Genomic DNA, 25,273 nt, shown 5'->3' on the forward strand with positions numbered 1-25,273 from the left:
TGACGTAATTGCGAAAAGTAAGGGAATGAACCCTATTATACAATGTGTCCATTGACTTGTGGAGAAAATTTATTACCCCAGGAGATGAACGGCGATGACGGACCTGCAAAATTTTATAAATGGCGTTTGGGTAGACGCAACAAGTGGTGAAATGAGTGATGTCATCAATCCGGCAACAGGAGGAGTGATTGCACGTGTGCCGCTTTCAAATGCTAGGGATGTAGAGCAAGCTGTGTTTGCTGCCCAAGATGCGTTTGAATCATGGAGTAGAACGCCCGTTCCGAAACGTGCGCGCGTTTTGTTTCATTATTGGCAGTTGCTTCAAGCACACGAGCATGAACTTGCTGAATTGATTACACGTGAGAACGGAAAGAGCTACAAAGAGGCACTAGGTGAAGTGCTGCGCGGCATTGAGTGTGTAGAATTTGCAGCTGGTGCACCGTCCCACATGATGGGGACTACACTTGCTAATATTTCTGCGGAAATGGATTCCGAGTTATTTCGGGTACCCTTAGGTGTAGTTGGAGGAATCACACCTTTTAACTTTCCGATGATGGTGCCATGCTGGATGTTTCCGCTCGCGATTGCTCTTGGTAATACCTTCGTGTTGAAACCTTCCGAACGCACACCGTTGACTGCCATGAAATTAGCCGCATTATTGCAAGAAGCTGGACTTCCTGATGGTGTGCTGAATGTCGTGCATGGTGCCCATGATGTGGTCAATGCGCTGACATCGTCACCTTCCGTCAAGGCCGTATCCTTTGTAGGCTCGCAGCCTGTGGCTAAGTATGTGTATGAACGTGCATCCGCTGCTGGTAAAAGGGTGCAAGCCCTAGCAGGCGCCAAAAACTATCATATCGTCATGCCCGATGCGCATCTGGAGAAAACAATCGAGAATATTGTCATGTCCTCGTTCGGTTCAGCGGGGGAACGCTGTATGGCTTGTTCCGCTGTCGTTGTTGTAGGTGATGGGGAAGCTTTTGTTGGCGGGTTGAAGGAAGCTGCTGCTCAGTTGGTGCTTGGCAGTGGGATGGAGGAGCAGGTTACACTGACTCCGATTATCCGTGATGAGCAGCGTACAAGGATCGCGAGCTACATCGAGAAAGGGATCACGGAAGGTGCTGATCTACTGATCGATGGAAGAATGGTGGAGGCGTGTGCAGGGGAAGGCTTTTTTCTCGGAGCCACGATATTCGATCATGTCAAGCCTGAAATGACGATTGCGAAAGAGGAAATATTTGGGCCAGTCTTGTCATTATTCCGTGCAACGGATTTGACAAGCGCTTTGGCGTTAGTGAATCAATCCCGCTTCGGGAACTCAGCGGTCATATATACCGAGAATGCAAAAGCTGTACGCCAATTCCGCGAGGAGGTAGAGGCGGGGATGCTAGGTGTCAACGTTGGGGTGCCGGCGCCGATGGCCTTCTTCCCTTTCTCAGGCTGGAAGGATTCATTCTATGGCGATTTGCATGCCAATGGGAAAGACGGTGTTGAATTTTATACGAAGAAGAAGATGATTACATCGCGGTATTTTTGAGTGTGGGTGACGGCTGTAGTGATGAAAAACATCACTAAAGCTCCAAAAAACCACTGCCAGCTCGGTTTCGCGGCATGTAGTGATGAAAAACATCACTAAAGCTCCAAAAAACCACTGCCAGCTCGGTTTCGAGGCATGTAGTGATGAAAAACATCACTACAGTAGCAGGATGGTTGAAAAAGCTTCCCTTCAATGAATGCTGTAAAACTGAATCAACTAATTAAGGCTCGATTAGCCACCGCCAAAAAGGCGGTTTTTTTCATTTTAGCCAAACAGTCCGTTGTCGAGAAGGAGTCAATTTAGTATGATGGAGTGTACGTCGAGAGGAATACGGAGGACTCCATTACAATGAAGAAAAATCGAAAAAACAGCAACTCCATGGGACAATACCGCGAGCTGCTGGGCCGCTATTTGTTCCCTCAGAAAGGGACGCTGATTGGACTAACACTTCTGTTGTTCGCATCTATTGGACTGCAGTTGGTTAATCCGCAAATTATCCGCTATTTCATTGATACCGCACAGTCGCAAGGGGCGATGAAGCCACTTTTCACTGCGGCGCTTCTGTTTATCGGATTTGCATTGGTGCAGCAGCTGGTATCTGTAATTGCGACGTATTTTAGTGAAAATGTCGGTTGGAAAACGACCAACAAGCTGCGCGTTGATTTAGCCTCACATTGTCTGTCACTAGATATGTCTTTTCATAAAAGTCATACTTCTGGCTCGCTGATTGAACGTGTGGATGGGGATGTGAATGCGCTTGCGAATTTTTTTTCGAGCATGATCATTCATTTGTTTGGGAATGTGCTGCTCATGGCGGGTATTCTCGTCCTTTTATTCCGGGAAAATTGGTTAATTGGTGTGGGAATGGCTGTTTTCGTCGTTTGCGCGATTTACATGATTGGGTGGATTCGTCAGTTTGCTGTACCTGTTTGGGCGGGGTGGCGGCAAGCAAATGCGGAGTTTTATGGTTTTATCGGGGAACATTTGGAGGGGACGGAAGATATTCGCGCTAACGGTGCGGTTCGCTTCGTGATGAATCGCTTCTATACGATGCTCCGCAAAATGCTGCCTCTACGCGTCAAAGCTTTCCTCGGTTTCTGTGCGATGTGGAACATGTCGATCTTTGTTTTCGCGTTGGGGAATGCGATGGCGTTTGCGATTAGCGCCTATTTATGGCATGGCAATCATATTTCCTTAGGTACCGTGTATTTAATTTTCTTCTACACGGAATTACTTGCAAAACCGATCGAGAAGATTCGGACGCAAATGGAGGATTTACAAAAAGCAGACGCAAGTATTTCCCGAATTCGTGAGCTATTCGCGATTAAATCGAAGATTCAAGATGGTCCTGGGGCAGGGCTTCCGGATGGACCGCTTGGGGTTGATTTCAAGGATGTCGTATTCAGTTATGATGACGATCAGCCGACGATTGATCACCTGACGATGACATTGAAGCCAGGCGAAGTGCTTGGTTTGCTTGGTCGAACAGGGAGCGGGAAGTCTACGATTGCGAGGTTATTATTACGATTTTATGATCCGCAAAGTGGTGTGATTGCACTCAGTGGTACCGACATTCGTGCTTGTAAACTAGCTGAGCTACGGAAGCGTGTTGCGCTAGTGACACAAAATATTGAAATCATCCAAGGAACAATTCGTGATAATTTAACCTTCTATGATGCGTCGATTCGGGATGAACAGATTATTGCGGTACTTCATGAACTTGGCTTAGGTGCTTGGTATGAAGCGATGCCAGATGGCTTGGATACGGGGCTTGCATCGGGAGGAAGCAGCTTATCAGCTGGAGAGGCACAATTGTTGGCATTTGCACGCGTATTCCTGACGAATCCGGGACTGGTTATTATGGATGAAGCTTCATCGCGTCTGGATCCCTTGACTGAGCAACGTATGGAGAAAGCCGTTTCCAAATTGTTGACGGAGCGCTCCTGTATTATGATTGCCCATCGACTTGCCACCGTTCAGCGAGCAGATTACATTGTTATTTTGGATGGCGGAAGTGTGTTGGAATCAGGACGTAGAGAAGTTCTAGCAGCCGACCCGAATTCCCGCTTCAGCCAATTGCTCGCGACAGGGTTAGAGGAGGTGTTGGCATGACAACGTTTCAGTATTTAAAAGGTCTTATCATGTATAAACCTTTCCGATATTTCATTAATGCTCTCGCATGGACCATCATTTATTTGGCTCCAATTGCGCCAGGTCTTATTACAAAAGCTTTTTTCGATACGTTGACAGGGAATGCCACATTAAAGTTTGGCGTGTGGGGCTTGATCGCACTGTTGATCGGGGCAGCATTGGGACGAATCCTATTGATCATCATTGGATTCATTACGGATGTGCATTTCCGCTTTCGTATGGGGATGCTGCTTCGCCGCAATTTGCTAGAACATGTTCTCAAGCAACCAGGTGCACAAGCGATTCCTGTATCTCCAGGGGAAGCGATCAGTCACTTTCGCGACGACGTGGATCAATCCGAGGAAGCGGCGAGCTGGTCGGTTGATGTATTTGGGATGACGTGTTTTGCTCTCGTGTCAGGTTACATATTGATTCGTATTGATGCGCAAATGACACTTCTCGTGTTTATGCCAATCGTTATTGTCATCACTGCGGCACAACTTGCAACTGTTCGTTTGCAGAAATATCGCGCAGCTAGTAGAGAATCTACCTCGAAAGTAACTGGGGAGATTAGCGAAATGTTCGGCAACGTGCAAGCTATTCAAGTAGCTGGCGCTGAGAAGAGAGTCATGGAGCGGTTTAGCAGCTTCGGCGATCAACGTCGCAAAGCGATGCTGAAAGATCGCCTGATGAGTGAATTGCTCGACTCCGTTTTCTCGAATTCGGTCAATCTGGGGACAGGACTATTGCTTCTCTTAGCGGGGACGAAAATGAGAGCAGGGACGTTCACCGTCGGAGACCTCGCATTGTTCGTTTACTATTTGACCTTCGTGACGCAGTTTATTACGAATGTCGGGAAGTTTATCACGTACTTTAAGCAAATGAGTGTTTCACTGGAGCGATTGACCTTCCTGTTGCAAGGAGCGTCGGCGAAGGTGTTGACGATGGTGAAGCCGTTGTATTTGAAGAAGGAGCGGGTAGCCAAGGTTGATTCTTCCATAGTGAAGGTAGAGCAAGAGCAAGAGAATGACAGCGTCGTTGCGCCTCCGCTGCACCGCTTGGAAGTGAATGGGCTCAGTTACACTTACCCGGATACGGGTAGAGGTATCACTGACATTCACTTCGCCATGCAAAGAGGATCGTTCACCGTCATCACGGGAACGATCGGATCTGGTAAAACCACGCTGGTTCGTTCCCTGCTTGGGCTGCTGCCCAAGGAGAAAGGAACGATTGCGTGGAATGGTGTGCCCGTCGAGGATCCGGGCACTTTCTTTACACCACCGCAGAGCGCATACACCGCGCAGGTGCCGCGGTTATACAGTGATACGCTGCGCAATAATATTTTGCTCGGGCAAGCGGAGCAAGGCGACAGCTTGCAGCAGGCTTTGAACGCGGCGGTGCTCGAGTTCGACGTCGCGCAGCTGCCTGGCGGGCTGGACACGGTCATCGGCCCGCGTGGGGTGAAGCTATCTGGCGGCCAAGCGCAGCGGACGGCCGCAGCCCGGATGCTCGTGCGGGACGCCGAGCTGTACGTCTTCGATGATCTGTCGAGCGCGCTCGACGTCGAGACGGAGCAGAAGCTCTGGGAGCGAATGTTCCAGCACCGCAGCGATGCTACGTGTCTGGTCGTCTCGCACCGCAAAACCGCGTTGACGCGTGCCGATCACATCATTGTGATGAAAGATGGCCGTATCGAAGCAGAAGGCACGTCGGAGGAACTGCTTCGACACAGCTCCACGTTCCGAGAGCTGTGGTACGGGGACGACCGCAAGGCTTAGTCCGTGCCGTAATTCTTGCGCCTTTCGTGATTACCAATGGAGGTAATCTGAGCTGCGTCACGAATAGTAAAATAGTCTGCCGTAACAACACCAACATCAACACCTGAGCCCTTAAACAAATTAAATCAATTAACTGTAAAAACTACAGCAAATTTTCACGATTTCATATCAAAATCTTTTTTAACTGGATTTTCTGTAGTTAATTTCTACGAAATTCGATGAAAACGTTGAAAGCTTTGAAATTAACTACATATTTTCCATTTAAAGTGTTCAGTTAGGTGAAATCGGCGAAATTAACTACATGTTTTCCATCTATTTCTGGCCGAACCACCCAATCGGATAGGGGAACATCCCTCACCACAACCACCAAGAAACCCACCCGATGCTATCAACAGGAGGTGGGTTTTCGTTTTTGTATGGTTTTCGTTTTGGTTCCCGTTTTGCTTTGGCTTTCGCTCGCTCATGCACCTATCACTCTAGTAAAGGATGAACTCTTCGCATGATCAACACGCTCATTTTGGTTTTTGTATTGACGATGATCATTCACACAGCAGAGACACTGTCTTACTCGATTCGTTATGCGGGTGTGCGGGTGAACAAACTTGCGGTAGCACTTTCACTTGTCGGTATCGTCGTACTTGTATCGCGCACAGCGAACCTGATTCAGGCGCCAATGACGGCGAATTTTGTGGATTTTGCCAAGCATGAGCCCACGTTCGATTTGGTGCGATATTTACGCATTTCTCTGTTGGCTTCGTCTATCGGGACGATTATCGCGATCGCGCTATTTCCTACTTTTATCAACTTAAGCGCTAGAGTCATTGCTCGTCTCGAACTTGCAGGATCTCTGCCGAAGATGCTCACGAATGTGACCATTTCACAATTGAAGAACACGACCAAATATATCAAAAAGCCTAAAGTAAAGCTAAGTCAGTTCCGTTATCTCGGTATTTCCAAGCGATTTCTATTCATCAATATTGTCGTGACAGCTTTCTACTCCGTAGGGGTCCTAGCCTCTTTATATGCGGCTCATTTATGGCCAGATTATGCGACTACAGCCTCACAAGCGTCGGGTCTGATCAACGGAATTGCAACTATTTTGCTCACCATCTTCATCGATCCTCAGTTGGGTCTCATTACTGATAAGGCTTTGCATGACGAAGAACAACGTAAACAGTTAGGTAAAATCTACGCTTTGCTCATGACAACACGTTTCTTAGGAACGCTGTTAGCGCAAATTTTCCTCGTTCCGTCAGCGTACTTTATTGGTTGGATGGTTCAGTTGTTTTTCTAAAAAAGTGTGAAATCCTTTCATTCAGCCGCCTCGCTTGGTATAATAGCCTCTATCATAGTAACGCAAACAAGAAACGGAGTCCGACCATGAAGAAGTTCAAGAAATTTTATATTGAAATTACGAGCGTATGCAATTTGGCTTGCACGTTCTGTCCGCAGACGAAGCGTCAAGCGAATTTCATCAAAATAGATACATTTACGAATATCCTTGATCAAATTAAGCCGCATACGGATCATATTTATTTGCATGTGAAGGGCGAGCCGCTGCTCCATCCCAAAATCGACGAATTACTCGACCTGAGTCACGAAAAAGGCTTCAAAGTAAATATCACAACGAACGGGACGCTCATTAACAAAAATAGGCACAAACTGCTTGATAAACCTGCACTTCGTCAAATGAATTTTTCCCTGCACAGCTTTGACGGTCATGAAGGCTCCGAGGATAAGGAAGGCTATGTGACGAGCATCCTGCGTTTTGCCAAGGAAATCGTCGCAAAATCGAATGTCATTATTTCCTTCCGTTTATGGAATTTGGATACAGATAATCAGACCAATTTGGAACGGAATCGGAATCGTGAAGTGCTGGAATTGCTAGAGAAAGAGTTCGAGCTCGATTACAAAATCGATGAGAAATTCGTCCGCGGAACTGGTGTAAAGCTTGCTGATCGTGTCTATCTGAATCAGGATCACGAGTTCCAGTGGCCAGATTTGAAAGCGGAGGAGATCTCAGGTCCTGGTTTCTGCCATGCCCTGCGTAATCAAGCTGGTATTCTCGTTGACGGGACCGTCATTCCTTGTTGTCTCGATGGGGAAGGGGTTATCAATTTGGGGAATATCAACCACACGCCATTCTCTGAAATCGTCGAGGGTGAGCGGGCCAATCGCTTGTTTGAAGGCTTTTCTAGACGCGAAGTGGTTGAGGAACTTTGCCGCAAGTGCGGATATCGGGAACGTTTTAGTATGTAAATGGAAATCTCATTCCGGAGAGAAGCTTGCTCTGGTGTGAGCTTTTTTGTTTGTAATCAAGTTTGATTGCTTGCACAAGAAATCGTAGTTTTGCTTTTACTAGATTTTCATGAGATAATACAAGTTTGATTCAAACTATGGGTTGGGGGCATTAACGTGGGACGTTATCCATTTGCATATGATCATGCACAGCCATTTATGCAGCAGGTATCTGACTGGATTGCGGATATCTTTTATGACATATTGCCTGAAGCAGGCTTTGAAGTACGTGATGAACAAATTTACATGGCGTTTCAGTTAGAACGGGCTTACGCGGAGAAACAGACGATTTTTGCGGAAGCTGGCGTTGGTACAGGGAAAACGTTGGTCTATTTATTATATGCGATCTGCTATTCGCGTTTTATGAACAAACCGGCGATCATCGCATGTGCGGATGAATCCTTAATTGAGCAGCTCGTTAAACCCGGTGGAGATATTGATAAAATTGCTCGCCATTTGAATTTGCAAATTGATGCAAGACTGGCAAAATCGCCGGACCAATATGCTTGTTTGGTGAAGCTAGATGAGGCCAGATTCGGACATGAGGATACAGGACTGTATCGCGAAGTATACGAGTCTCTACCTGATTTTGTCCATACACGAGAAGCACTGCAAACGTTCTATGCGTATGGTGATCGTAAGAATTACCCGCATCTTAACGATGAACAGTGGAATCGGATGAACTGGGATGTTTTCCAAGATTGCTTTGTCTGTGATAGACGTCATCGTTGTGGACAAACGTTATCTCGGGAGTCCTACCGGAAGTCAACCGATTTGATTATATGTTCGCATGACTTTTACATGGAGCATGTTTGGACCTATGACGGAAGAAAACGTGAAGGTCAGCTGCCATTGCTGCCGGATCACTGCACGGTTGTTTTTGACGAAGGACATTTGATGGAATCCGCTGCACAAAAGGCGTTGACCTATAAGCTGAAGCATATGGTGTTCGAGGAATTGGTTATTCGATTGCTAAAAGGGGAAGTTCGTGAAACCCTAGCTGTCTGTATTGATCGGGCTATTGAGCAAAGCGAACGCATGTTTGAAGTATTGGAAAGAAGTTGTCGTCCGATTGCAGGCTCTGATCGTAAGCAGATCGTCATGAGTGATCTCTTGAAACGAGAGATTCATACGCTCTGTGATATTTTGTCCGAGATCGAAGAGGAGTTAGTCTTTGAAGGGGAAATGTTTACACTCAATGACTATCAGCTGAAAATTGTTGAGGAACATCTGGAAATGATGCAAAAGGCATTCGCGTTATTCCGCAACGAGGACTCCTTTATCTGTTGGGCGACAGAAAGTATTACTGGGCTCACACTTGTTGTTATGCCTAGAACGGTGAAGGAAGTGCTCAAGGAGTATGTCTTTTCCACCAAAATGCCTATCGTATTCTCTTCAGCAACCCTATCCGTAGAGGGTAAGTTCGATTATGTGGCGAACAGCTTAGGCCTTGAGAAATATTTATCATTCTCGGTAGACTCACCGTATGACTACGTGCAACGGATGGAAGTAGTGGCTCCTCGATTCTCAGAGGGCGGAACATTCCAAGAGAAAATGACTTCTGCCATTGACTTACTTCATCGGACACAAGGTAGAGCGCTTATTCTGTTCCCAACGCATCAAGAGTTACAGCGGTTTAAAGTTGAGATGTCATCTCGATCCGATTGTAAAGATCTAACTTTCTTCTATGAAGGAGATCAAGAAATCTCGCATGTGATTGCTTCGTTCCAAGAGGACGAGCACAGCGTGCTGGCTGCGGTTAGCTTGTGGGAAGGACTCGATATTCCTGGTCCATCGCTATCCAATGTCATTGTTTGGGCGCTGCCTTTTCCTCCGCAGGATCCGGTCTTTAACGCGAAGCGTGAAGCAGCGGCTTCTCCGTATGAAGAAGTCGATATTCCTTACATGTTACTTCGCCTGCGGCAAGGTATGGGTAGGTTGATCCGAACACGTGAGGACAGCGGGATTATTGCTATTTTCAGTGAGGAGTTATATACGAATACTTCACTTCGTGAGCATATCGAGCGGGTATTGCCAGCAGGTGTTGTGATGAAGCCGGAGTAAAGGTTGAAAAAGTTAGCGAAAGAGGAGCAGATAACTGCTTCTCTTTTTCTGATGTCTTGTATTTAGTTTACTGACGTTAAGTGAAAATGAAGGTCATGCAGGTTAAAAGGTATTGGGCAGTATGAAGAGATCATTTTTTCCCGCGGTACAGTCTAATGCCTAACAAAAGCGTGTATATATAAATATATATTGAAAGCGTTTACAACTTGTCCAAAGAAGTACGATCGACCCAATCAACCTCGGCCAAACTAGTGTTAGCAGCATGAATACGTCGAAGGAGGTCGTCGCATGCAATTCTCTTATACCCAAGATCAGCAAGATATCAGGGCCAAAGTCCGTGAGTTTGCACTCACGAAGATGGAGCCGACTTCAGAGGAAAGGGATGAATTTGAACGGTTTGATCGAGATATTTTCGACAGCCTCGGTGAGTTTGGATGGTCTGGTATTCCCTGGCCACAAGGTCTTGGCGGTGGTGGCTCTGATTTCTTAACCTATGCGATGGTGATTGAGGAACTGTCGCGAGTGTGTGCGTCAACAGGCGTGATGCTCTCCGTGCATACGTCGCTGGCCAGTTGGGCGATTCATACGTATGGGACAGATGCTCAGAAACAAACATATCTATTCCCCATGGCACAAGGGAAAAAACTCGGCGCCTACTGTCTGACGGAAAGCGAATCCGGCTCAGATGCCGGCGCTATGCGCACAACAGCAACGAAGGAAGGAGATGCCTACGTGCTCAATGGCTCCAAGCTATTCGTAACGAATGGCGGGGAGGCGGAGGTGTATATTGTTTTCGCCATAACGGATGCACAGAACAAGTCCAAGAGTTGTACGGCTTTCATCGTGGAAAAAGGCATGGAAGGGCTTATTTTCGGAACAAAAGAAAATAAACTCGGGATCCGCTCATCCACCACGATGGAGCTGAGGTTTGAAGACTGCAGGGTGCCAGCTGATAACCGGCTGGGCCCGGAAGGGGAAGGCTTCCGCATCGCGATGCGAAGCTTAGATGGCGGGCGGATTGGCATTGCCGCGCAAGCAACGGGGATAGGGCAAGGGGCCCTAGATGCGCTCGTTGCTTATCAGGAGCAATACGGCGTGCGCCGCAGCGAGCTGTTTGATGCTTCTTTTTCGGAGATGGCCACACACATCGAAGGCGCAAGACTACTGACCTATCAAGCTGCTTGGCGTAAGAGCAAGGGGCTTTCGTATGGGAAGCAGGCTGCCATAGCGAAGCTTTTTGCCAGCGATATGGCTGTTAAGGTATGTTTACGTGCTGTCCAGCTATGTGGTGTGTGGGGTTGCTTGAAGGAGTCAAAGGTAGAACGATATCTGCGAGATGCCAAAGTGACCCAAATTTATGAAGGGACGAATGAGATTCAGCGTATTGTGATTTCGCGTTTGCTGCTTTCTGAAACCACGTAGGAAGGGAGAGCGAAAACATGAGTGATCACTATTTGCCTGGACTTGAGCATGTGATAGCCAGTGAGACCAGCATTTCATTTCTCGATGTGGAGAAGGAAGAAATTGTGATTCGAGGGTATGATCTGATGGAGCTTGCTGAGCAAATGACCTATTTGGATGTAGTTGGACTGCTGTTAGAGGGTGAATTGCCGAATGAGACGAGGCGCCAAGCAATTGAATCACAGATTCAATCGGTCTATGGATTACCGCCAAATGTGCGTGCGATGCTCCATTTGATGCCGGAACGGGCCGATATGATGGATGTGCTACGAACGAGCATTTCCGCGTTAGCGAGCTTTGATGACGAACTTGATGATCGATCACCTGAGGCGAATGGACGTAAAGCGATACGTTTATTGGCCAAAGTGCCACAAATAGTCGCGTATGGCTATCGGGCTATCACGAAGCAGCCGCTCATCGAACCTGATCCTAAATTGTCGTATTCAGCTAATTTTCTGTACATGATTACAGGAACGATTCCGTCTCCGATGGAGGTGGCGATCTATGATCAATCGCTGATTGTGTACAGTGAGCATGAATTGCCGAATTCGACTTTTGCGGCGCGCGTCATCGCCTCCACGCAGTCTGATATTTATGGTGCGCTTGTTGGCGCGGTTGCTTCACTGAAAGGTACGCTGCACGGGGGAGCGAATGAAGCGGTCATGCACATGCTGCTTGAAGCGGGTTCAGAAGATGATTTGGAGGCGTTGATTCGTTCTAAGCTTGCACGAAAGGAGCGCATTATGGGCTTCGGACACCGCGTGTATATGCGAAAACCGGATCCACGTGCGCTGTTGATGAAGGAGGCACTGGCGAAGCTCGCGCCCGCTTGTAACCAACAGGAGCTATACGACATGTGCGTACGTGGGGAAAATGTGATGCGAACTGAGAAAGGGCTGCATCCCAATTTGGATTACTATGCCGCGCCAGTCTATTACTTGCTTGGCATTCCAATTGAGCTGTTTACACCTGTTTTCCTTGCAGCGCGCACGGTTGGCATTAGTGCACATGTGATGGAGCAGCATGCGAACAATCGCCTCTTCCGACCACGTGTTCGTTATACGGGCGCGCGAGATTTACATCCACCTCAAGGGGATATTCTTTCAGAAAGTGAGGACGAGATCGTATGAGTACGTCTAAAGAACCTGTTCAGAGGGAGATGATTTTTGACCCACTCATTGTAGAGATTGCTGACTATGCTTTACATGCCGAGATTGAGAGTGAGGAAGCGTATCAGATTGCTCATCATGTCCTCATGGACTCGCTAGGAACAGGCTTGCTAGCGCTGCGTTTTCCGGCATGTACGAAACATCTCGGTCCGATTGTTCCAGGTGCAGAGGTGATCGGCGGCGCTCGAGTACCTGGTACTCGATTCGAATTGGATCCCGTTCAAGCGGCTTACAATATCGGTTGTATGATTCGGTGGCTCGATTATAACGATACGTGGCTAGCGGCAGAATGGGGGCATCCATCCGACAACTTAGGCAGTATCCTTGCAATTGCCGACTATGTGAGTCGGAAACGTATGGCCGAGGGGCAAGCACCTTTTATGATGAAAGATATCTTAACAATGGCGATCAAAGCGCATGAAATCCAAGGTGTGCTCGCGCTGGAAAATAGTTTGAACGCAGTAGGCTTGGATCACGTGCATCTGGTGAAAATCGCCTCTACCGCAGTGGCTGCCGTTATGCTGGGAGGGACGAAAGAAGAGGTTTGCAACGCCGTCTCCAATGCTTGGATTGATGGAGCGAGTTTACGCACATATCGGCACGCGCCGAATACTGGTTCTAGGAAATCTTGGGCAGCGGGAGATGCCACTAGCCGAGCTGTTCGTTTGGCTTTGATGGCGGTCGGAGGTGAGATGGGGTACGCATCTGCGTTGACAGCGCCGAACTGGGGATTTCAGGATGTGCTTTTCGAAGGAAAGACGCTTACCTTAGCTAGACCCTTGAGTAGTTATGTGATGGAACATATTTTGTTCAAAATTTCATTTCCAGCCGAGTTTCACGCGCAAACCGCTGTTGAATGTGCGCTTACGCTTCATGATCTTGTTAAAGACCGATTAAGTGACATAACTAAAGTTATGTTAACAACTCATAAATCAGCGCTTCGCATTATTGATAAAAAAGGACCTTTACACAATCCGGCTGATCGTGATCATTGCTTGCAGTACATGGTTGCTATCGGACTTTTGTATGGTACGTTAACTGCGGAGCATTATGAAGATGATGTCGCTGCTGATCCGCGTATTGATGCACTTCGGGAACGCATGGTTGTTGTCGAGAATGAGCAGTACAGCAAGGATTATCTGGATCCAGATAAGCGATCTATCGCGAATAGCATTCAAATTTATTTTAAGGATGGAACATCGACGGGAAAAATCGTTTGTGAGTATCCCATCGGACACCGGAAACGGCGGGCTGAGGGACTGCCAAAAGTGATCGATAAGTTCAAAGCGAATGTGCAAACGCGGTTTCCAAGGAAGCAAACAGAAGAGATCATGAAGCTGTCATTCGATTACGAGAAGCTAATTCAGACACCTGTGCCTGCGTATATGTCGCTTTTCGTCATTTAATTGGTTAACAGATCGGCTGAATGAGGCAGGAGGTTACTATGTCATGGTTGATTGAGGAGGAGCCGAGTCAAGAACAGTTAGCTGCGAGGTGGCGTCGTTTCATTGAAGCGGGTCCTATTGTCCAAATCATTGGCACGCACGATGGCATGGCAGCTAGAATCGCCAAACAAACAGGGTTTGGCGCCATTTACTTATCAGGTGCCGCTTATACGGCCAGTAGAGGATTGCCTGATTTGGGACTTATTTATTCCAACGAGGTTGCAGAGCGAGCCAGGGAGCTCGTTCGAGCATCGGGACTTCCGTTATTGGTCGATATCGATACGGGATATGGCGGCATCTTGAATGTCGCGCGGACCGCGAAGGAGATGGTGGAGGCGAAAGTTGCCGCTGTGCAAATCGAAGATCAGGATATGCCGAAGAAATGCGGACATTTGAGTGGTAAGAAGCTCATTTCCACCGAGGAAATGTGTCAAAAAATCCGCACGCTCAAAGCCGTTAGCCCGACGCTGTATATTGTTGCACGGACAGATGCGAAAGGAGTAGAAGGCATGGCGGAAGCCATCAACCGTGCGAAGCACTATCTCGCCGCTGGAGCGGATGCTATTTTTCCAGAAGCACTCGAGAGTGAGGAGGACTTTCAGTATTTTCAAAAGGAAGTAGATGGACCTCTTCTGGCCAATATGACCGAATTTGGACGTACGCCATACTATACGGCAGCACAATTTGAAAGTTGGGGCTTCCGTATGGTTCTCTATCCGGTTACGTCGTTACGTGTTGCTGCTAAAGCGTATGAGCGGGTATTTGAGGAGATTCGTCAGCAAGGGACACAGATGGGCTTGCTAGATAACATGCAAACACGCAGCGAGTTATATAAAGCGATTCGCTATGAAGATTATGAGGCCTTGGATGGTTCTATTGCACGATCAACATGGGAGGAAAAGAGCTAGAAGTGCAAGCGGCTTGAGGGAGGGCTCCACATGGATTATAGCCTTTCAGAGGAATTGGAAATGATTCGCACGATGGTACGCGATTTTGCATCAGAGGAGGTTGCCCCGACGGCGGCGCTTCGAGATGAAGAAGAACGGTTTGATCATCATCTATTCGAAATGATGGGGGAGCTTGGTTTAACTGGGATTCTAGTACCTGAGTTATATGGCGGACTTGGCTCAGATGCTTTGACGAATTGCTTGGTATTGGAGGAGTTAGCTCGTGCTTGCGCATCGACAGGGTATACGCTTTTCGTACACAGCGGGTTAGCGTGTGCGGCAATCTCGATGTTTGGCTCAGCGGAACAGAAGAAGTTGTTTCTGGTTCCGATGGGAAATGGTCAAAAGCTAGGGGCTTATGCTTGGTCTGAACATGCGCAAACAGCGAAGGCTTCTGGCGTTGTCCTGCACACAAAAGCGTTGCGTGATGGGGACGATTACGTGCTGCAGGGCACGAATTTCTTCGTCTCAAATGCGGAGGAAGCGGATGTATATGTGGTTTTTGCATCGACTGGAAATGATTCTACGTCGCACGAGAGTAGTGCATTTATCATTGAGAAGGGCACACCGGGATTTATTTTAAGTAAAAAGGAAAGAAAACTCGGACTACGTGGCTCACCTAGCCTATCTATTGAACTGGTTGATTGCCGAATTCCAGTGGCGAATCGGCTTGGTGAGGAAGGGGAAGGCGATCGGATTGCGTTGCAGTCGCTGGAATCTGCATGCAGCGGCATCGCTGCACTGGCGGTAGGGCTTGCACAAGCAGCGATGGATGTGTCAATCGGCTATGCAAAGACGCGTAAGCAATTCGGTAAGCCGATTGCGCAGCAGCAAGCTATCGCATTCAAGCTAGCGAATATGGCTACGCAAATTGAAGCTGCGAGACTGCTCACGTACCAAGCCGCATGGCGTGAGAGCCAGGGTGGAGTTGGTGCTGCGTATGTCAATCTATTTGCTGGGGATACGGCGATGGCCGTTGCGATTGAAGCAGTTCAAATCCACGGTGGCTATGGATATACGAAAGCTTTCCCCGTTGAACGGTATATGCGAGATGCGAAAATGCTCCAAATGGTTGAAGCAACAATGGATGAGCAGCGGAGAGCGATTGCACGTTTAGTTAAGAGGACGTGAGCGTGGACTGGAGGGCGAGGTGTATGCGAGAAAGCGTCATTGTTGGCGGTGCGAGAACCCCGTTTGGTAAGTTTGGCGGTGCGTTGAAGGATGTCCCAGCTGTCGAGCTGGGGGGAATCGTCATCAAGGAAGCCATACGACGCGCGTCTCTGGATCCTTCATTGATCGAAGAAGTCATAATGGGCATGGTACTGCAAGGGGGGGCAGGACAAATTCCTTCGCGTCAAGCGGCTCGCAGGGCGGGACTGGCGTGGAGTGTGACGTCGGAGACAATCAACAAAGTGTGTGCTTCAGGGCTGCGCAGTGTGACCATGGCTGACCAAATCATCCGCGCAGGAGATGCATCGCTACTTGTGGCAGGCGGCATGGAAAGCATGAGCAATGCGCCATATTTGGCGACGCATGCGCGTTGGGGCGCACGGATGGGCGAACAGCGACTGATCGACCTGATGATTCATGATGGTCTGACATGTCCATTCGAACGCGTGCATATGGTGCTTCATGGCAGTCGCATTGCTGCTGAATACAAGATTGGACGTCAGGAGCAGGACGAGTGGGCTTTACGCAGTCATCAATTAGCTTTGCAGGCGATGTCCAATGGTTTCAGTGCAGAGGAAATCGTACCTGTCCAAATTGGAGCAAATGTTGTGAATCGTGATGAGGGACCGCGTGTGGATACGAGCTTAGCTAAGCTTGCCGGATTAGTCCCTGTATTCGATAAGCAAGGCAGCATTACGGCTGGAAATGCACCAGGTGTGAATGATGGTGCAGCAGCTTTGGTCGTTATGGCGAGAGAAGCTGCTTTAGAACAGGGCGTAATTCCACTCGCTACGATACTTGGCCATACCAGTGTAGGCGAGCGAGCACCCTATATCGCGACGACACCTGCATTGGCGATTCGGAAACTGCTGCAGCAAACGGGTGTGACGTTGGATCAAATTGATCGATTCGAGGTGAATGAGGCTTTTGCCGCTGTCGTGCTCACATGCGAGCGTTTGCTAGGGTGGAATTCGCAGCGCGTTAACGTTAATGGCGGTGCCATTGCACTCGGTCATCCTATTGGCGCGAGCGGAACACGGATCATTCTCACTTTAATCCATGAGCTTCGCAGAATGGGCGGTGGCTATGGGATTGCTGCGATCTGCAGCGGTACGGCGCAAGGTGATGCGATCTTGCTTCGTGTGGAATAGCCGGAAATTCTATTCGGTTATGATAGTTCGGTTCAATGAAGCAGTAGGAGCGATGAACGATGTCTATACAAACCATCATGGTAATTGGGGCTGGGCAGATGGGAAGCGGCATTGCGCAAGTGGCCGCCTCTGCAGACCGCAAGGTACTTTGGCATGATCTATCTATGCCTTTGATCGATAAGGGCATGTTGGTCATTAGCAACCAATTAGATCGGAATGTTGCGAAAGGGAGGTTAACGGAGGAAGCGAAAGTAAGCATTCTTAGCCGCATTCAACCGACGGGAGACATTGAAGAGGCTGCGCAGGTGGATCTGGTAATCGAGGCCATATCTGAGAATATGGCTTGGAAAACAGCTCTTTTTCAGAAGTTAGATGGGATCTGTCCGCCTCAGGTGATTATGGCAACGAATACGTCATCGTTGCCGATTACAGAGATTGCTGCGGCGACAACACGTCCTTCGCAACTTATTGGGATGCATTTCATGAACCCGGTTCCCGTGATGCCGCTGATAGAAATTATTCGAGGTCTCGAAACGTCCCAGATTGTATTCGATGCTATCTTTCAGCTTAGTAAGGAACTTGGTAAAACACCTGTTGAGGTGCAGGATTTTCCAGGATTCGTTTCGAATCGTATTCTTATGCCGATGATTAATGAAGCCATTTTTACGGTATATGAAGGTGTAGCAACGGTCGAGGCTGTAGATACGGTGATGAAGCTCGGGATGAACCATCCGATGGGACCGCTGGAGCTCGCTGATTTCATTGGGTTGGACACATGTTTATCGATCATGGAAATTCTCCACGAAGGGTTTAAGGATTCCAAATATCGACCTTGTCCGCTCCTCAGGAAATATGTGAAGGCGGGGCGTCTTGGACGTAAGTCAGGGCAAGGATTTTATACGTATTCAACTTAAGCGGTAAGCTATGCAGTCACTCTTTTGAGGGGCTGTTTTTTGTTTCAGCAGGTAATTTCAAGGGATGGATGGAATTGATAAGAAGCGAATAACACTAAACTGTGCTCTGAAAGGATGGAAGTGTAAGATGGAAAATACGTGCTTAGGCTGCCAGCTAGCGAACGGAGAAGTTCAAGCTCATGTAGTATACGAGAATGAGTGGTTGACCTGTCTTTTAGATATCGCTCCGTTAAATGAAGGACATGTTCTATTGCTTCCTAAGCGTCATGTGGCTGAATTGGAGCAAATGGATGAAGAGACATCAACAGCCATGCTGAAAGCGGTGATGAAAATATCACGCGTGATTAAGACACTCTATCAACCAGATGGCATTACGGTTCTTCAAAATGGTGGTACATTCAATGATTTAGGCCATGTGCATGTGCACGTTTTCCCGAGATATGTAGGGGACGGCTTTGGTTGGTTGGAGCCGGAGGATCGAAATGACAATAGAAATCGATTGGCTGAAACGAGAATGTGTATAGTTAATGCCATTAATGATTTAGGTAATTAAATATAAAAAGTTGGCATCTAACAACATACGTGATAAACTGCTAGGTGCGACACTGCAGCGAAATGCTCTGATTAAGATGGAATCGGCAGATTACGCTGGTGTCCAATAAAGGAGGCAAGCTCTGTGAAATTTCGTGCTGTATCGCAAGATACCAAGATGAACTATATGTTATGGAGTATAAAGAATGAAATCAGGAAAGAGAATAAGTACTTAGCATCCTTACCCTTCGATCCTTCGCCAATCATTGGCGTTGTGAAGTATCATCTGGATCAGTGGGATCCGATTCAACTGCTGGAGGATGGTAGTCAAGACGATGAATACGATGGTGAGGCTCGCAGCGTTACCATTTATATAATTAAGCATATGGAAGAGATAAGTGTTGCCGGGTTGGGACAAGAGATCCAACGAATATTCAGAAGATCCTTTCTGGATGAATTTCAGTCAGATGAGGATACTTTTGAAATTGCAATTGGCATACTGCGTGATTTGACTAATGGAAATGAGGATGTTTCAAGTGAGTGAAATGGTCGGGAAGTACTGTGCGAAGTTTTTTGGTAAAACAGGTGTTATTCTTGAAATTGGTGTTGTGAAAAAGGTAGCGAGTCGTACCATTCATGTGGATTGGGGCACGAAAACGTGGGTGTACCAGAATCGTGATTTCAATTGGACACCACTGACAAAGGAAGAGTTCGAGGTCAAATACAAAAAGCCGAAATTCTCAGACGCAGCGCTGGTGCGTGCCGCAGAATTAGGCCTCAAAATTACGTATAATTAAGTTGCGGCTGCCTTGAGGCGGCCGTTTTTCTATTAGCTGAGGGCAGCTTGCCTAACTCGGAAAGATTGAATTTACTTATTTTATACAAATAAAGAGCCATTCAGCATGATAAAATAGGAGTATGGGATGAACTACAGAGGGGTGTCGCTATGAAATTTGTGCTCATTTTCGGCCCTCAAGCTGTTGGTAAAATGACAGTCGGCCATGCACTTGAACAAACAACGGAGTTGAAGCTATTTCACAATCATATGACAATTGATCTCCTCCATCCCTATTTCGGGTTTTCCAAAGAAACTTGGCGATTAGTTGATCTATTTCGTTGTGAGATTTTTGAGGCGGTTGCGAAAAGTGAGTTGTATGGATTGATTTTCACGTACGTATGGGCTTTTGATGAGCAAGCTGATTGGGACTTCGTGCAGAAAGTCTGTTCGATTTTCGAATCCAAAGGTGGCGAGATTTATTTCGTTGAACTTGAAGCATCTGTGGATGAGCGATTGGAACGGAATCAAACCCCACATCGACTCGCACATAAGCCTACTAAACGAAATGTTGTGCAATCGGAACAGAATTTACTAGAAAGCATGGAAAAGCATCGTTTAAACTCGCTAGTTGGTGAAATCACCAAAGAGAATTACTTACGAATCAACAATACAGGTGTAAGTCCAGAGGATGTCGCAGCGAGGATTAAAGCAAAGTTTCATTTCTGAAACCCACATCATAATAGGATGGAGGCACACAGAATGTTGCAAATTCGAGAATTACAGTTAACCGAGGAGTATCCGATTCATTTATTTCTTTTAGCTGATCCAGAGCTTGCGATGGTGGAATCTTATGTGTATCAAAGCAAATGTTTCGTCTTGGAGGAAAACCATGAAATTGTCGGTGCATATTTGCTGCTTCCGACAAGACCGAAGACGGTTGAACTAGTGAATATCGCGGTGATAACGAAGAAACAAGGCCGTGGCTATGGGAAAGAATTAGTGAAACACGCTGTGGAAACGGCAAGAACGTTAAATTATAAGACGATTGAGATTGGCACAGGAAATTCTGGTATCCAGCAATTGAGTCTCTATCAGAAGTGCGGCTTTCGCATCTATGGTGTAGATCTCGATTTCTTTACAAGGCATTATAAGGAACCTATTTTTGAAAATGGTATTCAGTGCCGCGATATGATTCGCTTAAGTCAGGACTTATAATAAGTAGGAAAAACTCCTGCAAGAGTGCTAGTAAAGCACAACTGCAGGAGTTTTTCTGTATGGACAACGCCGTTCGCGTCTATTTATTATTACCCAACTTCCCTATACATATACTCATAAATGGCACGAACTTTCTCAAGTACTCTTGGTGCATGTTGGACGAATTTCAACTCTACAGGCTTGTTATTCGTCAGATAAGCACCAGGTATATGTTCACCTAGGGCACCTTGATAGAGCAGAGAGGCCCCTTTGCTAGGATGTGGAAAAAATAAACGGATGATCGGCTTGAGATAGAAGGGAATGCCTGATTGTTTGCCTTTGCGCATTGTATTATTGCCGCCAGGGTCAACAGTGATCATCTTAATCCCTTCTAGGGCGAGATGGGGAGCGAGTTCTTGCGTCCATAAGGATAGCGCGAGTTTAGACGCCGCGTAGGGGCCGAACAGCATTTTAAATTGCGCGGGGTGATCTAAAGTTTCAGGGTCAAATCGCTTCATCGTTTTGAACGCGTTAGTGGAGGTGTGCACGACTCGTTTCAGCGTCCCCTTCTTCAATAGCGCCATTAACTCCATCGTGATGATATAGGGTACGACGGTTTGTAGTTCATAATGCAGTTCTCGACCTTGCTTTGATAACATGAGTTCGGGGAAGCTGCCACCTGCATTGTTGTAAAGGAGATCAATTTTCGTTTCATAGTTTTTAATTTGCTCTAGTGCTACCTTTAAGCTTGTAAAATCACTTAAATCCGCTTGGTAGACACGCAATTGTCGCGTTCCTATTGCTGCTTGAATCGCTGTATCGTCTTCAGGGAATCCTGAGCGAATCAGCGCAATGATCTGTGCGCCATCTAGCAGCAACTGGTGAGTCAAAGCCAACCCTATCCCGCTGCTGGCGCCTGTAATGAGGACGATTTTACCTGATAAATTCGTATTCATGTTTACTCTCCTCCATATTCAAAAGCATGTATGTTTGTATGGATTTGACTATACAACTTGGAGTCGACTTCAAGTCAACCCTATATGGATTAAATTATTATGTATTGACTTCGAGTTAACTCCAAGTTTTATAATGAAGTCAATGTACATAAAGGGAGTTGGAGATTCATGAGTGAGGCGGCAGGTTTTTCAATTAAAGAAGCAGCGGAGCAATCCGCTTTATCTGAAGATACGATTCGATACTATGAAAAAATTGGACTGTTACCTCAGGCGGATCGGAAGAAGAACCGTCATCGTATTTATCATCCGGAAGATCTTCAAGTCATGCAGCTAATCACTTGTCTGAAGAAGACAGGGATGTCGTTGGACGAGATGAAGCCGTTTCTAGGTCTAACTTATGAGTCCGATTTGACTGAGCATTCAGATCTACAAGTCAAGCTGCAGCAGCATAGGGAGAATATCCAACATCAGATTAATTCCCTACAAATGATCATAGATGTGATTGATGCGAAAATGACGTCCGGCAACATGATGCCTGAGGCATGCGAGCTTGCGGAGCCCACGAAACGGATACCGGGTAGGGCATAGCGGATAGGCAGAAATAAAACACAGTGCTTCCCTGTTGGGGTGGTTCTGTGTTTTTTTGGTTCAGATTTCCTAGGATCTGTCATTCCGCTACCAGCAGGCATCCATTGACTTGAAAAAGAAGCTGCGGTATACTTCATTCATCAGATCTATATTTAGTAAATTAGTAAATTACTAAAGAATAAAAACTTATTTCAATCATGGAGGAATCATAATGAAAATCCCAACAACACTCAAACATAAGCCTGTAATCGTAGCTGAGAACTATGCCAATATTGATGGTAGATATACGCAAAACACGGACACACAAGGTCTTTCCTTAGGTCTAGCTCAGTGGAACGACAGAGGAAAGGTTGATATCTCGGCTAAAGTATGGCGCTATACAGGCGAGAAATGGTCACGCCAATCCGAAGAGCTTCCTTTACACCGTGTGTTGGATCTAGCAATCCTCGTATGTCGTACGAAGCTGCATTTCCAAGAGGACGCATATCGGTATGAGAACGGGTATAATGCCGAGAATCCTGTAATCGACAGAATCGGCCTGCAAGGGGATGCGATGACCGTAGGTGTATGTACCGATAATGAGAAAATTAATGAAGATATCAAGCTTTTCAGTCAAGCGTTAAGTGATGACGGAGAGTTGATTGGAGAACGTTTAAGTACGCTTTCCAGGATTTTAAAAGAAATGGGGTATTAATCAACATGTTAGACAAACAGAAAAAGAAGGAGCTTGCGACCAATTATAAACAAACGTTTCGTGCCATGGGTGTTTATCAAATTCGCAATACCCAGAACGATAAAATACTTGTAAACGGCAGTATGGATCTCGATGGCATGAAGAATCGGCTTGAATTTTGCAAGCAGATGAATACCAATACATTTAATGAGTTACAGAAGGACTGGGCGACGTTCGGTGGCCAATCGTTCGTGTTTGAGGTGCTAGATCGAATCGAGCCTCGGGATGAAATCATCTTGGATGCCGCGGAGTTGAAAAGCTATCGAGCTGAAGTTGATGCATTACTTGAATTATGGCTCGAAAAGCTGGAGCCGTACGAAGAGAAGGGCTACAATAAACGCAAGCGTTAGTCTCTCGTTTCACCATCGACCCAGGGGGTTCCGTCATAAGCGGACTCCTTTTTTTGCATAAATAGGGAGGTTTCCTCTTATCCTATGGCGAAATGGTGATAGGTGAAAATCAGTAGAAGTAGGTTTATGACATCTACATAGAAGGAGTGGGAATGATGAAATACCGTCAACTTGGTGATACAGAACTTCGAATTAGTGAGGTTAGCTTCGGTACTTGGGCTATTGGTGGAGGCTGGGGCGAGGCAAATGATGATGAATCTATTCGAGGGTTACACCGTGCCATGGAGGCTGGTGTGAACTTTTTTGATACGGCGGATGTGTATGGCTCAGGACATGCGGAAGAGCTGTTAGCGAAAGCGACGAAAGGGAAAGAAGATGAGGTCCACATTGCCACGAAGTTTTGCCGTTCGGGTGATATTCATGACCTTGCGACTTACTCGGAGCAAGCGGTTCGCCAATTTGCTGAAAACAGCTTGAAACGGTTAAATCGGGAGCGAATTGATCTGTATCAAATTCACTGTCCACCGCTTGCGATCTTAAAGGATGGTTCCGTCTTCGAGGTGCTTGAGAAATTGAAAGCCGAGGGTAAAATTCGCCACTATGGCGTGAGCGTTGAGACAGTGGAGGAAGGTTTGTTCTGTCTCACTGTTCCTGGTGTCAAAGCGCTGCAAGTGATTTTTAATTTGTTTCGTCAAAAACCTGCAGACCTCCTCTTTCCGCAAGCGAATGCTGCTGGGGTTGGTATTCTTGTTCGGCTACCGCTGGCCAGCGGCTTACTAACTGGGAAATTCACGACATCTAGCACCTTTGCAGCGGATGATCACCGGAATTTCAATGCGAATGGCGACCAATTTAACGTAGGTGAGACATTTGCAGGACTGCCGTTCACGAAAGGCGTAGATCTCGCTCAGGAGCTGGCTTGGATCGGCGATGGTCGTGGGAACATGGCACGTGCTGCGATGCGCTGGATTTTGGAGAATCCGCACATTACTTGTATTATCCCTGGTTTCAAGAACGTCAAGCAGATTGAAGATAATCTAGCTACCCTTGAAGTTCCAGCGTTCACTTCGGAAGAGCTAGTTCGTCTGAAGAGCTTCTATACGACTGACGTTCACGCTCATATTCGTGGTGCTTACTAGCCTATTTAAATGGGAAAGGGGTTTCAGAGGAAAACGAAATGGATATAATAACACCACAACGTTTATATCATGGAACAACCGATAATCTCGTCAACCTTTTCCAAGATAAATTATTGGATAGCAGGTATTGGCGACCTGGCCGTGATTTCGGCGAAGGATTTTATACAACTATCTCAGCAGCGCAGGCGCGAAATTGGGCTCGTAAGGCGGCTGCTCGATCGATTATGGGGCATGAGCTTGCCTGTGTGCTTGAGATTGAGCTAATCTCAATTCCTGCGAAGATGGAGCCGCTCATTTTTCTAAGTGATTCATTAGCATGGGCTGAATTTGTGATGTCGCATCGCAGTGTTATGAATAAGGGAGAAGATGACCCGTGTCACAAACATCCGGATATCATTATAGGCCCAATGGCGGATGGGGATACTGGACGAATTATTGAAGAAGCAGTACAATTAAATAAAGATGTACATTGGTTTTATGATCAAATTTTACGCACCACACGCGGTCGGAAATTGGATGCGTTGCGTCTTGGCAATCAAGTGGTATTTTCCTCTGAGAAGTGGGAAGCATCCCTTCGGTTTGTTGGTTATAACATTTTTACGGGAGGCAGGTGGATCTACTATGAAAACACAAGTTCGGCTGAATCTGTATGAACGCGGAATCGTTGATGCTCTTGTTCAGAATTTCGGTTACACCGCGCAAGGTGCTCGAAAGCTTGTTGTCGAATATGTCGAGGTCATTCGTAAATTAGGTGGCTATGACACCTGTTATGATCATGCAGAGCGATTAGTCCAAGCAACAACTAACAATTATAAGCCAGAAGAGTGGTTGAAACGAATCAATGTCCTCGCGAAGGAAGCCGTCCAAGATAAAGGCATACTTCACTTAGAGGGACGATTACACGTTCATGTACGTTAAATATGTCGAGTAGAAGCTCATC

25 protein-coding genes are annotated in these 25,273 nt (G+C 46.8%); 24 read left to right on the forward strand and 1 reads right to left on the reverse strand.

The genetic code is table 11. From position 1 onward, the window contains the following. The first annotated feature begins 94 nt into the window (after positions 1–94). The 18 genes from ASL11_RS33750 to ASL11_RS33835 all read left to right on the forward strand — a co-directional run bounded on the left by ASL11_RS33750 (position 95) and on the right by ASL11_RS33835 (position 20,588). Positions 95–1,537, forward strand: a complete 1,443-nt coding sequence (locus tag ASL11_RS33750) for a CoA-acylating methylmalonate-semialdehyde dehydrogenase (RefSeq protein ID WP_056625244.1) — start codon at positions 95–97, stop codon at positions 1,535–1,537. A gap of 348 nt (positions 1,538–1,885) precedes the next feature. Further along, positions 1,886–3,649 (forward strand): ABC transporter ATP-binding protein, encoded by a 1,764-nt coding sequence (locus tag ASL11_RS33755; RefSeq protein WP_056625248.1) that lies wholly within the window; start codon positions 1,886–1,888, stop codon positions 3,647–3,649. Next, on the forward strand, positions 3,646–5,445 hold the full coding sequence (locus ASL11_RS33760; RefSeq protein WP_056625252.1) for an ABC transporter ATP-binding protein: 1,800 nt from the start codon (positions 3,646–3,648) through the stop codon (positions 5,443–5,445). Before ASL11_RS33755 ends, ASL11_RS33760 begins: the two co-directional genes overlap by 4 nt. Before the next feature lie 499 nt (positions 5,446–5,944). Next, positions 5,945–6,739 carry a lipid II flippase Amj family protein gene (locus ASL11_RS33765; protein WP_056625255.1) on the forward strand — a complete coding sequence of 265 codons (795 nt, stop codon included), beginning with the start codon at positions 5,945–5,947 and terminating at the stop codon, positions 6,737–6,739. An 86-nt stretch (positions 6,740–6,825) separates the two neighbouring features. After that, the gene (locus ASL11_RS33770) at positions 6,826–7,704 is read left to right on the forward strand and encodes a radical SAM/SPASM domain-containing protein (protein ID WP_056625258.1); all 879 of its coding nucleotides are present in this window, start codon (positions 6,826–6,828) and stop codon (positions 7,702–7,704) included. A gap of 156 nt (positions 7,705–7,860) precedes the next feature. After that, entirely contained in the window at positions 7,861–9,807 is a 1,947-nt protein-coding gene (locus tag ASL11_RS33775) for an ATP-dependent DNA helicase (RefSeq protein ID WP_056625261.1), read from the forward strand. Positions 9,808–10,095: 288 nt separating this feature from the next. Continuing rightward, positions 10,096–11,229, forward strand: a complete 1,134-nt coding sequence (locus ASL11_RS33780) for an acyl-CoA dehydrogenase family protein (RefSeq protein ID WP_056625265.1) — start codon at positions 10,096–10,098, stop codon at positions 11,227–11,229. 17 nt (positions 11,230–11,246) lie between these two features. Next, entirely contained in the window at positions 11,247–12,398 is a 1,152-nt protein-coding gene (gene mmgD / locus ASL11_RS33785) for a citrate synthase (RefSeq protein ID WP_056625268.1), read from the forward strand. Beyond that, positions 12,395–13,843 carry a bifunctional 2-methylcitrate dehydratase/aconitate hydratase gene (locus ASL11_RS33790; RefSeq protein WP_056625271.1) on the forward strand — a complete coding sequence of 483 codons (1,449 nt, stop codon included), beginning with the start codon at positions 12,395–12,397 and terminating at the stop codon, positions 13,841–13,843. The genes mmgD and ASL11_RS33790 overlap by 4 nt, the downstream gene beginning before the upstream one ends. Positions 13,844–13,881: 38 nt before the next feature. Then, a complete protein-coding gene (prpB, locus tag ASL11_RS33795) occupies positions 13,882–14,790 on the forward strand; it encodes a methylisocitrate lyase (RefSeq protein ID WP_056625273.1) in 909 nt (302 codons plus the stop codon). 30 nt (positions 14,791–14,820) lie between these two features. Then, the gene (locus ASL11_RS33800; protein ID WP_056625275.1) at positions 14,821–15,960 is read left to right on the forward strand and encodes an acyl-CoA dehydrogenase family protein; all 1,140 of its coding nucleotides are present in this window, start codon (positions 14,821–14,823) and stop codon (positions 15,958–15,960) included. A gap of 23 nt (positions 15,961–15,983) precedes the next feature. Next, on the forward strand, positions 15,984–17,150 hold the full coding sequence (locus ASL11_RS33805; RefSeq protein WP_056625278.1) for an acetyl-CoA C-acetyltransferase: 1,167 nt from the start codon (positions 15,984–15,986) through the stop codon (positions 17,148–17,150). 59 nt (positions 17,151–17,209) lie between these two features. Next, the gene (locus ASL11_RS33810; RefSeq protein ID WP_056625281.1) at positions 17,210–18,064 is read left to right on the forward strand and encodes a 3-hydroxybutyryl-CoA dehydrogenase; all 855 of its coding nucleotides are present in this window, start codon (positions 17,210–17,212) and stop codon (positions 18,062–18,064) included. Positions 18,065–18,191: 127 nt separating this feature from the next. Further along, the gene (locus ASL11_RS33815; RefSeq protein WP_056625284.1) at positions 18,192–18,617 is read left to right on the forward strand and encodes an HIT family protein; all 426 of its coding nucleotides are present in this window, start codon (positions 18,192–18,194) and stop codon (positions 18,615–18,617) included. A gap of 123 nt (positions 18,618–18,740) precedes the next feature. Further along, positions 18,741–19,139 carry a DUF1871 family protein gene (locus tag ASL11_RS33820; protein ID WP_056625287.1) on the forward strand — a complete coding sequence of 133 codons (399 nt, stop codon included), beginning with the start codon at positions 18,741–18,743 and terminating at the stop codon, positions 19,137–19,139. Further along, on the forward strand, positions 19,132–19,392 hold the full coding sequence (locus ASL11_RS33825; protein WP_056625290.1) for a hypothetical protein: 261 nt from the start codon (positions 19,132–19,134) through the stop codon (positions 19,390–19,392). Before ASL11_RS33820 ends, ASL11_RS33825 begins: the two co-directional genes overlap by 8 nt. Positions 19,393–19,541: 149 nt before the next feature. Then, the gene (locus ASL11_RS33830; RefSeq protein WP_056625292.1) at positions 19,542–20,099 is read left to right on the forward strand and encodes an AAA family ATPase; all 558 of its coding nucleotides are present in this window, start codon (positions 19,542–19,544) and stop codon (positions 20,097–20,099) included. Between the two features lie 36 nt (positions 20,100–20,135). Next, on the forward strand, positions 20,136–20,588 hold the full coding sequence (locus ASL11_RS33835) for a GNAT family N-acetyltransferase (protein WP_056625571.1): 453 nt from the start codon (positions 20,136–20,138) through the stop codon (positions 20,586–20,588). An 89-nt stretch (positions 20,589–20,677) separates the two neighbouring features. Here the strand turns inward: ASL11_RS33835 and ASL11_RS33840 are convergent, their stop codons facing one another. Beyond that, on the reverse strand, positions 20,678–21,523 hold the full coding sequence (locus ASL11_RS33840; protein WP_056625295.1) for an SDR family NAD(P)-dependent oxidoreductase: 846 nt from the start codon (positions 21,521–21,523) through the stop codon (positions 20,678–20,680). 168 nt (positions 21,524–21,691) lie between these two features. On the opposite strand from ASL11_RS33840, the gene ASL11_RS33845 reads away from it, so the two are divergent. The 6 genes from ASL11_RS33845 (at position 21,692) to ASL11_RS33870 (ending at position 25,251) form a co-directional block, all read left to right on the forward strand. Beyond that, a complete protein-coding gene (locus ASL11_RS33845; protein WP_056625298.1) occupies positions 21,692–22,111 on the forward strand; it encodes a MerR family transcriptional regulator in 420 nt (139 codons plus the stop codon). A 211-nt stretch (positions 22,112–22,322) separates the two neighbouring features. After that, the gene (locus ASL11_RS33850) at positions 22,323–22,805 is read left to right on the forward strand and encodes a DUF6530 family protein (RefSeq protein ID WP_056625300.1); all 483 of its coding nucleotides are present in this window, start codon (positions 22,323–22,325) and stop codon (positions 22,803–22,805) included. Between the two features lie 5 nt (positions 22,806–22,810). Beyond that, positions 22,811–23,194, forward strand: a complete 384-nt coding sequence (locus ASL11_RS33855; protein ID WP_056625303.1) for a GIY-YIG nuclease family protein — start codon at positions 22,811–22,813, stop codon at positions 23,192–23,194. Positions 23,195–23,349: 155 nt separating this feature from the next. Then, on the forward strand, positions 23,350–24,333 hold the full coding sequence (locus tag ASL11_RS33860; protein ID WP_056625305.1) for an aldo/keto reductase: 984 nt from the start codon (positions 23,350–23,352) through the stop codon (positions 24,331–24,333). A gap of 38 nt (positions 24,334–24,371) precedes the next feature. Then, positions 24,372–24,986, forward strand: a complete 615-nt coding sequence (locus ASL11_RS33865) for a DUF3990 domain-containing protein (RefSeq protein WP_056625309.1) — start codon at positions 24,372–24,374, stop codon at positions 24,984–24,986. Then, complete coding sequence (locus tag ASL11_RS33870) at positions 24,955–25,251, forward strand: hypothetical protein (RefSeq protein WP_056625312.1); 297 nt, start codon at positions 24,955–24,957, stop codon at positions 25,249–25,251. Before ASL11_RS33865 ends, ASL11_RS33870 begins: the two co-directional genes overlap by 32 nt. The last annotated feature ends 22 nt before the right edge of the window (positions 25,252–25,273 follow it).

It is taken from the genome of Paenibacillus sp. Soil750 (genome assembly GCF_001428045.1).
Taxonomy (GTDB): Bacteria; Bacillota; Bacilli; order Paenibacillales; family NBRC-103111; genus Paenibacillus_E; species Paenibacillus_E allorhizoplanae.